The sequence below is a fragment of the Dysgonomonas reticulitermitis genome, assembly GCF_054601275.1.
The window spans coordinates 1-15,025 of the sequence record NZ_BAAHWU010000026.1; the positions used below are offsets into that span (position 1 = coordinate 1).

Genomic DNA, 15,025 nt, shown 5'->3' on the forward strand with positions numbered 1-15,025 from the left:
ATTAAAAATTTATCCCCGATAAGCAGGTTGACTATAAAAAATCCATAGGATTTTCATATCAATAGAAAATTGTATTCCTCTTTTCTACCCGAACGCCGTAGGTGTTCAACCCCTAAGGGGTTGCGAGACCGGCCGGTTTACCTCTTCTATTGATATGAATGCCCTGACGGGCAAAAAATTACACCCAATTCTACAGTCAACAGCCAACAGTTATCAGTCAACAACTCGTACCTCGTATCTCGTCTACTCGTAACTTTTTAACTAAAAAGTAACAAACTTCTACAGTCAATTAGCCATTAGCTGTTAGCTTTTAGCCTTTGCCGCTTCGCGCCATTTGCTAATCTGCTAATTTTCAAATTTTCAAATTCGCTAATTTTCAAATTATCTAATTACCACTATATCTATAGATAAAATTAGTTACGGATTACTTCGCCCTTCGGGCAGTTACTTCTGCTTCTTGGTGGCAAGCATAGCAATGCCGAACAGTCCGCAGACAATCACCCAGATACCCTGCACGGCAAACACGCCTGTGGCAAAAGCCGTTGCTTCGAGTTGCCCTACCCCGTAGAGTGTGAGGGCGGCGATAACAGCCACTTGCCACGGGCCTAATCCTCCGTTGGAAGGGATTCCCATACTCAGGCTGCTAAGGGCAAAAGCAATCAGTCCGGCTTCGAATCCGAGATCTTTCGTAAAGTCAAAAGCAAAAAATGTTATGTAGAAATAGAAGAAATAAGAAACCCAGATAGCTATAGTGTATGCCAACAAGCGAAACTTGGTCTTCATCTTCCAGATGGCTTTCATATCGGCATACATGCTTTTCATGATGTTCTTTATTTTCAATACGATGAAATTCTCTTTGAAGAACTTAAATACGATGTATGTGGTAATAGCAGCGGCAACTATGAGTATATACAACAGCGGAGACTGAAGGATGCCTACGATAGTATCGAATGTACTTTGGTTATGCTTCAGCTGCGTGATAAAAAACTGCATGTTGATGATAAAAGCCACGAATACAATCAGTAACACCGTGACAGTATCGAAAATACGGTCGAGCACCATTGTCCCGAACAGTTTTGTAAACGGAACTTTCTCTTCTTTGGCCACCATGCCGCATTTCCATATCTCTCCGGCGCGGGGAATAGCATAGTTGACGGCATAACCGCCATATATGGCATAATTGAGAACCGATACTTTTGGCGAATAGCCCAAAGGTCTCACAAACAGTTCCCACCGGTAGCCTCTGATGGTATTACCCAGCAAACCAAAAACAAGCGAAGAAAGTAAAATAGCCCAGTTAGCTCCTTTTACAATATCCCATACCTGATAGAAATCGACCTTCCTGAACAGGTAATATATGATAAATACGCCTAAAGCAAGAGGCAATGCCACTTTTATCAAAGTGTTGAGCAGTGATTTCTTTTTGGGCGCCTCTTCTACCGGATTCTCCATTCCTTATATTACAAAATTGTGGTTTCTTTACGCAATAGTAGTAATATTTTATTAATAAATGCTACCTTTGCGGCTGCAAATATAATCATTAATTATAATTATGCCGGCAGTTAAACCGAAGAAATTCTTAGGACAGCATTTCCTGAAAGACCTGGACATAGCCCGTCGCATTGCCGATACACTCGACGAATTTGAAGGTGTACCTGTAATCGAAGTAGGCCCGGGTATGGGTGTGCTTACTCAATTTCTGATTGAGAAAAAAAAAGAATTGACGGTGGTGGAGCTCGACAGGGAGTCGATCCCTTATCTGAACGGGCATTATCCGGCCTTGCGCGGAAAGATAATAGAGGATGATTTTTTAAAGCTGGAACTGTCATCCATTTACAAAGATCAGTTCTGTGTAATAGGAAATTATCCGTACAACATATCCTCACAGATATTTTTCAAAATACTCGATTATAAAAACCAAGTACCGTGCTGTTCGGGTATGCTTCAGAAGGAAGTCGCCGAGCGCATTGCAGCCCCTCCGGGAAGCAAAACATACGGTATATTAAGCGTACTGCTTCAGGCATGGTACAATGTGGAATATCTTTTCACGGTGAGTGAGAAGGTGTTCGACCCTCCTCCGAAAGTAAAATCGGCCGTTGTGAAACTGGTAAGGAACGAACGGCAGACATTGAGTTGCGACGAAAAGTTGTTTAAGACCGTTGTGAAAACGGGATTCAACCAGCGACGGAAAACCTTGCGCAATTCGATGAAACCTTTGCTTGGGAAAGAGTGCGAGGCCTTTAACGACCCCATATTCGGGGAACGACCCGAGCGGCTCTCGGTTGCAGATTTCGAAAAGCTGACCAACATCGTGGCGGCTAACCTGCCCGGGAGAGACAGAGAGAAGAAATAGAGTACACACGCACTTAAAAAAGGAGCGCTCATGTCAGAAGTAAAACTATACTATCACAAAGACAATATAATAAGATTGAGCCGCAGCATAGAGTTTTTGAAAACAACGCCTATCAAAAACTTTTTGTGGATTGACCTCAATAACGTAGACGAAGAAATAGAGCTCGAACTCGAAGACTATCTGAAGATATACATTCAGGAAGAGGAAGAAATGGTAGAGATCGAGATGTCGTCGCGATATATGGAGACGGCCGATTCGCTGGTGGTAAACTCCAACTTTCTTTTGGGAAATTTCGAACGCGAGCCGGTTTCCTTCATCATGAAGAACAATATATTGATTACCGTTCGTGGCGAAGATCTGAGTTCTTTTCAGGAAACGGCAAAAAAGATATTTGGCAATCCCCGAAACTACCCTACCGGATACCATGCCTTTATGGCAATCCTTGAAACCCGTGTGGAAATAGACGCCGATATGGTGGAGGATATGACTTCGCAAATTACCACTCTGAGTAACAGTATCAGTATAAAGGAAGCAGACGAAGAGCTCTTGATGGAAATAAAGAACTTGCAGGAAAAAACCATGATGCTTCGCGAAAATATCATAGACAAACAGAGAGTGGTAACAAGCTTGTTAAAGAGCGAACTCATGCCGAAAGAACTGCACGGAAGAATCACAATACTGATAAAAGACATCAACTCGCTGCTCGAACATACCCGATTCAGCTTCGACCGCCTCGACTACTTACAGGATACCTTCCTCGGGTTCGTTAACATCGAACAGAACAAAATCATTAAAATGTTTACCGTGATCTCGGTAATATTCATGCCCCCTACCCTCATCGCCAGTATTTATGGGATGAACTTCGGGGATAATATGCCTGAACTTAGCTGGGAATACGGCTACGCGTTTTCTATCGGACTGATGATAGCGGCCGTTGCCATCATCCTCTTTTACTTCAAGAAGAAAAAGTGGCTGTAGCATAGAATTTACTGTCGCATGCCACCCCGGCCAAAGGGAAGAGCTGTTAAGTTCTCCCCTTTACCCTGCTATATTTTGCTGTCATCCTGAGTGGGACGAAGGATCTCCCTCTATTAAGGAGATGTTTCCTGTCGTCAACATGACAAAGAGAAAGAAAAAATTCTTTTATCATAAAATCTTATTACTCTTAAAAAAATATTAATACCTTTGTCTCCGGATTTTGGTATCATTATTCCGCATCTTCGGAAAATGATAAAAGGGAATCAGGTGTAAATCCTGAACAGACCCGCTGCTGTAAGCTCTTTTCAGTTAACAGTTAACAGTCATCAGTTAACAATGTTGCTGAAGAGTCTTTGAACAAGACCAAATACCACTGTCGTAAACAGTGAACAGTAAACAGTAAACAGTGAACAATTTATATTGATAACTGATAACTGATGACTGATGACTGAAAAGATGGGAAGGACGTTCAAAGATGGAGTAAGTCAGAAGACCTGCCAAGATTGATTAGTTTTAAAGCTTTCGGGAAATAAAGCTGAAGAACACGAATGAGAAGTCAATCTTTTTAAGTTAATTCAATTTACGGCTTAGGCTTCTGTTTATTCAGTCTTCAAATTATTTTTTCGTAAGCTATTGATAATTTTCAATTAGCTTGGGATGTTTTTCACCTGTTTTAAAAGATTCGTTTCAATAATCATATTATTGAATTTATATCTGACTGCCTCCTCTCAGAATAAGCTGGATACAATACAGCATCTGAATGAGGTTGTTATATCTGCCCGTCCGGTACAAATCGAAATCATACCTGTACAAACCCTGTCGGGAAAACTTCTCGAAAACCTGAGCGCACACTCGGTAGCCGATGCCATGCGCTACTTTTCAGGAGTCCAGCTCAAAGACTATGGCGGCATCGGAGGACTTAAAACGGTAAATATCCGCAGTATGGGCTCCGAACATGTCGGGGTATTCTATGACGGAATAGAGATAGGCAATCCACAGAACGGGGTTGTCGACCTTGGGCGATACTCGCTCGACAACATGGAATCTATATCCCTGTACAACGGTCAAAAGAGCGCCATATTTCAGCCGGCAAAGGACTATGCTTCCGCAAGTTCGATATACATGACCTCTAAATCTCCTGTTTTCAGGACAAACAGGAACCAATCCGTCAAAGCAACCTTCAAAACCGGAGCTTTCGATCTGGTGAATCCGTCTGTAGTCTGGAATCAGAAATTATCGAAAAACCTGTCCGGCTCCCTCAACGCGGAGTACATCTATTCATCGGGCAAATATAAATTCCAAAGTAAGAGAGAGAATACAATCGATGACAGAGGTGGATACGACACTACTGAAGTCCGCCGAAACGGAGACATCAAGGTATTCCGTATCGAACATGCGCTGTTCGGGAAAATAGAAAAAGGCGAGTGGAAAACCCGAACTTACTTCTACACTTCCGAGCGGGGCTATCCGGGCGCGGATGTGAAAGTACCGGGAAAATTTGCTCACGAAGACAGGCAGTGGGATAAGAATTTCTTCTTCCAGTCCTCCTTCAAAAAGAATATTTCCAAGAAATACAGCACATTGCTATCCGGAAAATATGCCTACGATTACATTCATTATATAGCCGGCGACTATCCGGGTCCGGCCTTTGACAATAAATACATGCTGCACGAAGCCTACCTTTCTACGGCCAATTTATTCAACATACTTCCGTTCTGGAGCGCCAATGTATCCACCGACTTTATGTGGAACAAAATGAACTCCAACATGCAGGAATTCATCTACCCACAACGCTATTCGGGATGGGCGGCGGCTGCCACGTCGCTCTACTTCGACCGCTTCAAATTGCAAGCAAGCTTGCTGGCTTCTTTTGTTCATGAAAACACGAAGGAAGATAAAAAAGACATCCAACGCGATTGGGACAAATATACTCCGTCCATTATAGCGTCGTGGCAACCGTTCAAGGCGCACGACCTGCACCTGAGAGCTTTTTACAAGAGCATTTTCCGTATGCCTACGTTCAGCGAAATGCACCTGGCATACATGGGTAGCCTGTCCTCATTTCTCAGACCCGAATATACCAAACAGTACAATATAGGAATAACTTATGCCAAAACTGTAAACTATTCTCTCAACATAGGCGGGCAGATCGATGCCTATCATAACAGGATTACAGATAAACTGGTCGCAGTACCCGGAGGTGTCAATTTCAGGTGGACAATGATGAATTTGGGGCTGGTAAAGATTAAGGGGGTGGATGTCGCCCTGTTTGCAGACGTTAAACCTCTCAAGGATTTCTCTTTCGAAGGCAGGCTGAATTATACATACCAGAAGGCTCTGGATTATTCCGATCCCGGCGAGCCGGTAACATATAAAAATCAGATTCCATTTATGCCTTGCAACAGTGGTTCTGCCATTGTCGGAGGAACATATAAAACATGGACTCTCAATTACAGTTTTCTCTATGCCGGCAAACGTTATTCGTCAAGTGACAACATCCCCGTAAACCTTATCATGGAGTGGTACACCCATGATCTATCCTTAAGCAAGTATCTGAACTGCAAAGGGATCGACTACCGCCTGACGACGGAAGTCAATAACTTGCTCAATCAGCAATTCGATGTAGTCTTAAACTATCCCATGCCGGGTATAAATTTCAAATTCATATTAAGTATAACCATTTAGAATGAATATAAAATGAAAAAAATCAAGTTCTCTTTTTTACCTCTTATAGTGGCATTGTCCATAATGACAGGCATATCGTCCTGCCGGGGCGATGATGACGAGATCATTCCGCCGGACGAAACAGAAGTAACTCCGGGTGAAACAAGCCCTGTTAAAGGGTTTTATCTGCTGAACGAAGCGAATATGGGGAGTAACAAATCCTCTATCGACTATTTCGATTACGAATCGGGAACATATTTCAAAAATATCTTTCCTATAATAAACCCAACTGTTGTAAAAGAGCTGGGCGATGTGGGCAACGATATTCAGATTTACGGGAACAAGCTGTATGCCGTAATCAATGTCTCAGGCTATGTGGAGGTAATGAACAAAATGACAGGAAAACACGAAAATGAGATTATTGTAAAAAACTGCCGCTACATTGTTTTCGACAAAGGTTACGCATATATCAGTTCATACGATGCCGATGTAAAAATCACTCCCGACGCGCCTATCGGCTGTGTCGTAAAAGTAGATACAGCGACTATGAAGGAAGTGGGAAGATGCATTGTCGGATACCAGCCCGAAGAGATGGTAATACGCGATAATAAACTTTACGTCGCCAACTCGGGAGGCTATCGTGTTCCCGATTACGACAATACGGTTTCTGTTATCGACCTGAATACATTTACCGAATCGAAGAAGATAACCGTGGCAATCAATCTTCACCGGATGGAACTCGACAGTGACGGCAACATCTACGTCAGTTCGCGCGGAGATTATAAATACGTCAGTTCAAACACCTATATCATAGGCAAGAACGATATGATTGTAAAAACGCTGGACCTGCCATGCGGTAATATGACCGCCAGCGGAGATTCCATCTACATGTATAGCGTGGAATGGAGCCACATAACGCAATCCAACACCGTATCGTATACCATCGTAAATACAAAGACACGCAACGTCGTTTCACGGAACTTTATAACCGACGGCACCGACAAACGGATAAAAGTACCTTACGGACTTGCCATAAATCCGGAGACAAAAGAGATTTTTGTCACCGATGCCAAAGACTACGTCACTTCGGGTACGCTTTATTGCTTCACCCCCCAAGGCAAAAAGAAGTGGGAGGTTATTACCGGAGATATTCCGGCACACATCGTATTCACCAGAAATCGTATGGAAAATTCAACTATTCTGAGAGAAAATTAATTACGCGAATATGACATGTTTATGCATTCTGTTTTCGTCATTGCGAGGGTTTACCCGAAGCAATCCAGATCTTTCTTTCTGGATTGCTTCACTGCGTTACCAATGACGGAAAAATAGAAGAATTTGATACAACAATAAAAATTAATTACTCAAATAATAATGCAATGAGAAATCTAAAACACTTGATTTTATTATTTCTGTCGGTTTACCTTATCAGCTCGTTCTCATCATGTTCGGGCGATGACAACGGATTGACAGGGGACCCTACCATCACATTCGGGATGGAAGAATACAAAGTAAAAGCCGGCAAAGAAATTACTCTGGAAGCGAAAATAGAAAATGCCATTAATCCGATTTACTCATGGAAGATGGAAGGCAAGATAATATCTACCGACCCTACATTTACATTCAGCAAAAGCGATACGGGAGAATTTTTTGTAACACTTCGTGTCGATGCTGAAAACGGCTCGGCTGAGAAACAAATAAAAGTATTGGTACAAGACAAACTTCCACCGGAAATAAATATGTCGTCTGCGCTGATCGCATATGCGGGAAAAGATACCCAAATAACAGCCGAAGTACTGTATGCCGAAGATGCGACATACCTGTGGCGACTGGACGGAAAAATTGTTTCGGAAGAAAAGACTTATGTCCTTAATCAAACAACATTAGGCTCTCAGATCCTTTCGCTCAAGGTGACAAATGAGGATGGTACGGATATGCAGATCATTACCGTTACTACCCTGCCCGAACCTCTACCGGAACTTTTCTTCGACAACGGACACTATCGCGTTGCTTCAAACATCAGCGACAAGCGTAAAATGTCGGTTACGTTAGGAAAAAGCTTGGTGCTGGCTCCTGTTATTTGCAATATCGCAAATCCTACAACATTTGCATGGACTGTAAACGGTACAGCACAAAGTTCGACCACAGAGTATCTGACCTTTACCCCTTCTGCAAAAGGAGTTTATGCCATTGTAGTAACCGAACAAAGTACGGGGGCTAAAGCAGAAGTGGAAGTAACCTGTACCGAACCCGAAGGGACATATTTCCGCGCTATAAAAGACGGTAACAAGGCGACAGCTGCTACTGCATTCGACTATGTTCCTGCGCCCGGGCAATTTGTAAACTATCAGGCAGGTTCCACAAAGGCAAAAGCATTGACAGATGCCCAAAGTTGGTTGAACACCAATAGCACAAGCGGATACATTCACATCGGAGCATTTGGTGGATACTGGATTGCAGGATTCGACCATAGTGTAAAGAATGAAGCCGGTAAAGCTGACTTGCTGATAAACGGAAATGCCTTTGCAGGATGGAGCGAACCGGGAATCATATGGGTAATGCAGGACGAAAACGGAAACGGGCTTCCTGACGATACATGGTATGAATTGAAAGGTAGCGAAGCTAGTCAAAAGACTACAAAATACCGTTATGCCATCACTTACTACAAACCAAATGCAAGCGGATCGAATGTTCTCTGGACCGACAATGCCGGAAATACTGGCTCTGTCGACTATAACGGATACCATACACAGGCGTATTACTTCCCTATGTTCATTTCCGAAAGTTATTACATGCTGGTGGGAACACGCCTTGCTCCCACCTTCTTTATCGAGGGAGGAATAGAGTATGCAAAAGACCTCGGTTGGGGATATGTGGACAACTACAATACTGACACAACAAGACCGAGAAACGAATTCCGGATCGAGGATGCCATACAAGCCGACGGCACACCGGCCAACTTGACCCATATCGATTTTGTGAAAGTACATACCGGAACAATAGGAAAAGGAGCTGCCGTAGGCGAAATATCGACCGAAGCCTGCGTGCCTGCCGACTTGAATTTCAAAAAATAATTAAATGAGAACAGCTATGAATGTTTTAAATAAAAGTCTCTATTTTTTAGTATTGGCCATTATATGCCTGCTGCCGTCGTGTAGCGAGGACGATCCTTTCGGAGGCAAAGACAACTATATAGTTTCTTTTTCCCTGAAACAAGGAGATGTGGAATATAAGGCGGTAGTATCCGGCAATGTAATCACCGTTAATGTACCCGAGGGCGTTTCGCTAAACGGCGCTGTTCCTGCTATTAAATTGAGCGAAAACGCATCGGTATATCCCGATCCGAAGAAGATCACAGAGTGGGACGACGAAATATTGTTTGCTGTAACAGCCTACAACGGAACGCAGGTAAAATATAAATACATCGTAGAGCGTACCGATATAGGAGCAGAAGGTACAATCGTACTCGAAACCCAGGCAGATGTAGACGCCTTTGGCGCAAAAGGCGCAACTTCCATCGAGGGCAATCTGGTGATTGGCCGTACAGTAGGCGCTGATTCTATTTCTACTCTGGCTCCACTGCTTCAATTAAAGAAAATCGGTTATTCACTTATTATCTATCCTACATTTTCGGGAAAAGACCTTACCGGTCTCGATAAACTGGAAAAAGTGGGAGGTGAGATACGTATCGACGGAGCAAAAAGCCTGGAGAAAGTAACCCTCCAAAGTCTTAGTACCGTCGGCTCTGTGTACATCAAAAACACATTGGTAGGAGTCGCGGACATGCCGGCACTGACTACGATATCCCAAACGCTGACATTAGATTGCCCACTTGAAGGAATCAACTTCCCTAAATTGAAAAAAGTAGGTGGAAGAATCACTTTTAATACAGCAAGCAACTCGAATGCCATGATGTCTCTGATATCGTTCCCTGCTATGGAAGAAGTGGAAAGTCTATATTTCACATACTTCAAAAATATAAAAAAGATAAATCTGCCCGAATTGAAAAAAATCGGAGATATGAGTTTCATACAACTCACTATGCTTTCGTTCATCAATACGCCTAAAGTTGAAGTTTCCACAGGTACAATCACCATTCCATCGACATCATATCTGAACGAAGTGAGTTTTCCCAATATGACCGAAGCGGCTACGATTATTGCCGCCGGCAAGACTTTGAGGGTGCTCGATTTCCCTAAACTGAAAAAGGTAACTACTAAACTTGCCATTCAGAGTGCAATGGTCGATGGCGCTAAAGACTTCAAAGCGCTGGAACGCGTGGAAGGCGAATTATACTTATACGATTTGGCCTCTCTTGCAATGCCGTCTACTATCCAATACATCAACAGGCTATCGATTGAATACAGGACTGCTACACCATCGAACGAAATAAATGTAAAGGGCATGAACATCGGCGAACTAAAAGTGATGGCAAATGCAATCAGGACAAAAAAGATCGTAGGAGACAACATATTCAAAGGAACTCTGACTATTGCCTCCGGCAGTGCTTCATATGTCAACGGATACCCAAGTTTCCCCGCTCTTGAAGGTTTTAGCGAAGTAGACTCTTTGTCTCTCGATGGTTATGTTTCTTCTATGGATACGGTACATATTCGCGGTATCAAGAAGATAAACAAAGGGTTCCGTTTAGAAAACAATAATATCTACCGATTCTCTATGCCTGATATAGAAGAAATAGGAAACAGTTTCTATTTTGCCGCACTGAATCAGGGTGTAGATGCAACATTGGAGTTCCCTAAACTGAAAATAATCGGAGGATCATTCGATTTGAGCGTGGGATCGACCAAGACACGCACAGTACGTTTCACTGCATTAGAGTCTGTAGGGGGTAACTTCACATTGGCTACCGGTTACAATGCCGACCGAAGCTTAGAGAACGTACTGTTCCCTGCCTTGAAAAATATAGGAGGTGCAATGCTCATAAAGGGGTATAGCACCAGCAACAAGAATATGTTATTGAAGAATCTCGATGGCTTTGCAACATTGGAAAAGGCTAAATCGGTAGAAGTAACCTATCAGTCGGCAATAGTATCGTTCGAAGGTTTGAAGAAGGTGTTCTCGTCGTTGAACGCTTCGGGATGGAAAACTGCGAACAATAATTACAATCCTGCTTACGAAGATCTGCAAGCAGGAAAATGGGTAAAACCTTAATTAAGTAATGGGTAAACGTATCAATAAGACATCAGGCTGGATTGCTTCGGGACAAGCCCTCGCAATGACGAAAACAAATAATACTAATCGTCATTGCGAACAGAGTGAAGCAATCCAGTAAAAGAAATAAATTTTGATGCATTTACTCCGATTAAAATCAGTAAAACAAAGAATCATGAATTTAAATAAAACAGGAATAATCTTATTGTCACTGCTCGGAATGATCTTTTTCCCTGCTTGTGGCGACGACAGCGACTTCAACGGTAGCGATAGTTATATATCCTCTTTTCAATTGAAGCAAGGGGATATAACACTGAATGCTTCTATTTCAGCCGATCAGATAGTAATTACGGCGCCCGACAATTTAGCCCTATCGGGAGCGACCGTAAATGTCACCTTGAGCGAAAACGCCGGCATCGACCCTAAGCCGGAGACTATTACCGATTGGGATACCGACAGGTCTTTTGTAGTTACGGCTCACGATGGCACAAAGAATACATACAACTATCATGTGCAACGTAACGCATCTTCCCTCGAAGGCGATATTGTTCTCCTGACTCAAGAAGCTGTGGAAGAATTTGCAGCCCTCAAGCTGACTCAGGTAAATGGGAATTTAACCATTGGAGCTGCCACAGGAACTGATTCTATCCACAGCCTGAAGTCATTATCTGCACTAAAGACTATCGGTTTCAGCCTCAACATCAACCCGACTTATGCAGGAAAAAATCTGGAAGGATTCGAGAATCTGGAAAAAATAGGTTCGCTGCAAATCGGAGATGTGAAGCAACTGAAAAATGTAGATTTTCCTAAACTGAAATCTATTATGACAGACCTCAACATTGTCAGGGGATCGGTTAAATATTTGAACTTCCCAGAACTAAAGAATATTGATAAAGGTTTGCAGATACAGTACACCGATACGCTTGCCGGCATGTCGTTTCCTAAACTGCAAAGCGTAGTAGAGAACGTGAATATCGAGGCTTCATGGTCTACCAACAAGCTGGAAGCCGTGAACTTCCCTAGCTTAGAGAAGATAGGTGGAAAACTAAATGTATCGCAATGGCAGCAAGTAACAGAAGTGAAATTTCCTGTATTGAAGAATGTGGTGACACTTAGCGTATTATCTCTGGCTAAAGCAAAAACCGTATCTTTTCCTCAACTGGCTTCGGTCTACGACATGACTGTTTCGGCATGTAATGTTCTTACCGATATGGACTTCACCTCTTTGAAAACAGTAGCGGGTAATTTCAGAATAGAGAACCTCAACATTGCAAATATGGGTGGACTAAAGGCTTTGACATCGATCACAGGTGAGTTCTTCGCGTCTAATCTGTCAGGGCTGAAAAGCAGTAAGGAAATGGCCCTGAAATCGGTAGGCGGAAGAATCTATATATCCGGCTGGCCTGTATTGGAAGACAATATCGACGGGCTTTCGTCTTTGAACCAAATAGGCGGTGATATTATCATTTCTCAGGTTTCTTTCAAGAAGTTCTCAGGCTTTGCTCTGACAAAAGCCAATAAAATTTCTCTGTACGGAAATGGTCTGACATCCATAACAGAAGTAGATCTTCGCAATGTAACTATGACAGGGCTGGAATTGAATAATATTAGTTCAGCATTTGCCCTTAAAGGAAAAGACGTATGCGACTTTGATGTAACATGGAGCGATTGCAACATTGCCAGCCTTACAGGTTTTAAAGAACTTAAAAGCTTAAACTTCTCTATAAATAGTGATGCCCAGACAGAAGCAACATTGAATATAGAAAAAGTAACTAACAACTTAACATTCAGCACCTATTACCTTCAAAAGGCAAGCCTTCCTAATTTGAAAGAAGTAGGAGGGCTATTCAATCTGGCTTCTCCTCCTAAAGAGATAGAGCTACCGTTATTAGCAAACCTGGGAAGCGGAAACCTCACTGTTTCTTCGATGAAAAAATTCAGTTTACCGGCTCTGAAAACTGTTGAAAGTAATCTTACAATAGCCAGTGGAAATTACAACGGCGACGAGTTGGAAGAAATTAGTATGCCATCGCTCACTACTGTAAACGGGACGTTGGATGTGTCGGGATATAGCAATTATTACGGAAATACGAAGTTGAAAAACTTAAACGGATTTCCGGCATTGAAGAGTGTAAAAGGAATAAAGATTACTTACAATACTTCTCTTACAGATTACAGCGGATTGAAGAATATACTGTCTTCGATCACTGCAAGTAGCTGGAATGTAATGTATAACGGATACAACCCTACATTTCAGGATATGCTGGACGGGAAATACGTAAAACCTTAAAATCAATACGTCTAAATTTTAGCTGAATCAACCAGATGAATATTTTTATGTAAAATGGAAACGGGGACATCGTGAGATACCCCCATTTTAAACTGATTGGTTTGAACGATCCAAAACAGGTTATAGCTTAAGGTAAATAGAGATTTTGGATTATTGTATATAGGTTGGAAAAGGGACTATCTCGTGATGAGCTGTCCCTTTTTATATGTAATATGATGCGTTCGTAAATCAGTTCTCCTCTTTATACATTTTATTGAATCTAGGCCGGATAAACAAGCGGAGCGAAACATCATAATTGAGATAACTCCATACCCAGTCTATAAATACCGAGACCTTATTTCGCATCCCCACAATGGAAAGGATGTGAACCCACAACCACAGCCACCACGCAAACCAACCGCCGAAACGGAATTTACCCAAATCGGCTACAGCAGCATTGCGTCCGATGGTTGCTAACGAACCTTTATCGATATATTCAAATTTCTCCCACGATTTATTATCATCCGTATTGTTTAGGTTTTTCGCCAAACGACGAGCCATTTGCAAGGCTACCTGCGCCACCTGCGGATGTCCCTTCGGACTTTTACCGGAGAGAAGCAAAGCTGTGTCGCCAATAGCAAAAATATCTTCGTATCCGGCTACCTGATTAAATTCATTAACGGCAAGGCGTCCCCGATTATAAGCGGTCTCCCCGAGTCCATTTATACTGTTGGGCTTTACTCCGGCTACCCAAAACACATTGCGTGTTCTCAGCCTGTTGCCGTCGCTGAGCTCTACATATGGTTCCTCAAACGACTTTACCGATATTTCCTGATGAATAATCACTCCCCTCTTTCGAAGTGTTTCGGTAGCTTTCTCCGATGCCTTTTCCGACATGGCAAAGAGCAATCGTGGCGAGGCATCTACCAGATGTATTTCCATTTCTGAGAAATTTATTTCAGGATAATCTTTCGGCAAAATAGATTTTTGCATGTCGGCCAACGCTCCTGACAACTCTACTCCGGTAGCACCTCCTCCCACTATGACGAAGGACAGGATTTCTTTCAGTTCGCCTTCGTCGCGGGCATTTAATGCTTCTTCGAAACTGAGTAATATCCGGTTTCTCATCAATAAAGATTCTGAAACCGATTTCAGGGCAAATGTATTTTCTTTAAGGCCATCATTACCGAAATAATTGGTATCGCATCCTGTAGATACAGCCAGATAATCATACGAGATATTGCCAATATTCGTTTTCACCTCTTTGCGCTGTGTATCGACACCTTGCGCCTCGCACATACGAAAGTGAAAATTCTTATTCTTCTGAAAGCCTTTGCGGTGCGGATAAGAAATAGAACTAGGCTCTAACCCGCTTGTTGCTACCTGATAAAAAAGCGGTTGAAACTGATAGTAATTATTCTTGTCCAGAAGGATTACCTGATATTTATTTTTATCGATTCTTTTTGCCAGTTCGAATCCGGCAAAACCTCCGCCGATAATCACCAGCCTCTTTTTTTGCTCCGGGTCCGGAATATTTGCTATGTTCATTATATTTTGTAGTTAATATTTTAAGACATGTCGATCGTCCA

General features: G+C 42.5%; 9 protein-coding genes and 1 riboswitch. Of the genes, 7 read left to right on the top strand and 2 right to left on the bottom strand.

Going from position 1 to position 15,025, the window contains the following annotated elements:
* Positions 1–444: 444 nt before the first annotated feature.
* The gene (locus ACYPZI_RS10385; protein WP_459601284.1) at positions 445–1,452 is read right to left on the bottom strand and encodes a lysylphosphatidylglycerol synthase transmembrane domain-containing protein; all 1,008 of its coding nucleotides are present in this window, start codon (positions 1,450–1,452) and stop codon (positions 445–447) included.
* Positions 1,453–1,552: 100 nt separating this feature from the next.
* On the opposite strand from ACYPZI_RS10385, the gene rsmA reads away from it, so the two are divergent.
* The 7 genes from rsmA (at position 1,553) to ACYPZI_RS10420 (ending at position 13,457) form a co-directional block, all read left to right on the top strand.
* The gene (gene rsmA, locus ACYPZI_RS10390; protein ID WP_459601286.1) at positions 1,553–2,353 is read left to right on the top strand and encodes a 16S rRNA (adenine(1518)-N(6)/adenine(1519)-N(6))-dimethyltransferase RsmA; all 801 of its coding nucleotides are present in this window, start codon (positions 1,553–1,555) and stop codon (positions 2,351–2,353) included.
* Between the two features lie 30 nt (positions 2,354–2,383).
* Positions 2,384–3,331 carry a magnesium/cobalt transporter CorA gene (gene corA, locus ACYPZI_RS10395; RefSeq protein WP_459601288.1) on the top strand — a complete coding sequence of 316 codons (948 nt, stop codon included), beginning with the start codon at positions 2,384–2,386 and terminating at the stop codon, positions 3,329–3,331.
* Positions 3,332–3,535: 204 nt separating this feature from the next.
* A riboswitch (cobalamin riboswitch) is annotated at positions 3,536–3,847 on the top strand.
* Between the two features lie 141 nt (positions 3,848–3,988).
* Positions 3,989–6,016, top strand: coding sequence for a TonB-dependent receptor (locus tag ACYPZI_RS10400; RefSeq protein WP_459601290.1), 2,028 nt, complete (start codon positions 3,989–3,991; stop codon positions 6,014–6,016).
* 12 nt (positions 6,017–6,028) lie between these two features.
* Entirely contained in the window at positions 6,029–7,210 is a 1,182-nt protein-coding gene (locus tag ACYPZI_RS10405) for a YncE family protein (RefSeq protein ID WP_459601292.1), read from the top strand.
* 164 nt (positions 7,211–7,374) lie between these two features.
* The gene (locus tag ACYPZI_RS10410) at positions 7,375–9,069 is read left to right on the top strand and encodes a PKD-like domain-containing protein (RefSeq protein WP_459601294.1); all 1,695 of its coding nucleotides are present in this window, start codon (positions 7,375–7,377) and stop codon (positions 9,067–9,069) included.
* Between the two features lie 4 nt (positions 9,070–9,073).
* Entirely contained in the window at positions 9,074–11,167 is a 2,094-nt protein-coding gene (locus ACYPZI_RS10415) for a hypothetical protein (RefSeq protein WP_459601296.1), read from the top strand.
* Positions 11,168–11,342: 175 nt separating this feature from the next.
* On the top strand, positions 11,343–13,457 hold the full coding sequence (locus ACYPZI_RS10420) for a receptor L domain-containing protein (protein WP_459601298.1): 2,115 nt from the start codon (positions 11,343–11,345) through the stop codon (positions 13,455–13,457).
* A 228-nt stretch (positions 13,458–13,685) separates the two neighbouring features.
* On the opposite strand, the gene ACYPZI_RS10425 is transcribed toward ACYPZI_RS10420, so the two are convergent.
* Entirely contained in the window at positions 13,686–14,984 is a 1,299-nt protein-coding gene (locus ACYPZI_RS10425; protein WP_459601300.1) for an NAD(P)/FAD-dependent oxidoreductase, read from the bottom strand.
* Between the last annotated feature and the right edge of the window lie 41 nt (positions 14,985–15,025).